This window comes from bacterium, assembly GCA_016789445.1.
GTDB lineage: Bacteria > Patescibacteriota > Minisyncoccia > Phycocordibacterales > UBA2100 > UBA10103.
In genome coordinates, this window is sequence record JAEUQT010000012.1 from 271 (window position 1) to 545 (window position 275).

Below are 275 nucleotides of genomic sequence, written 5' to 3' on the forward strand. Positions count from 1 at the left end.
CGTGACCGTCATCACCGCTGTGGTGTTCTCCGCCACGCTCGCCGTGGCAGCGCTGGTGATCACCGGCGCGTTGTCGTTGGCGGACGTCACGGTGACGGCGATGGCCTGACTGTCGGTGCCTCCCTGGCCATCGGCCACCTGGACGATCACGTCATAGACGTTGTCACCGCCGGCATCGGTCGGTGCCTCATAGTCTGGAGCGGTCACGAAACTCAGCGCGCCCGTGCTGGTGTTGATGCTGAACTTGGCAGCATCGGCACCGCCGACAATCGAGT

Annotated in this window: 1 protein-coding gene; it reads right to left on the reverse strand. The window is 64.7% G+C overall.

Annotation, left to right across the window (positions count from 1 at the left end):
* On the reverse strand, positions 1–275 hold a 275-nt coding region (locus JNK62_04810), incomplete at both ends, for a VCBS domain-containing protein (protein MBL8158825.1).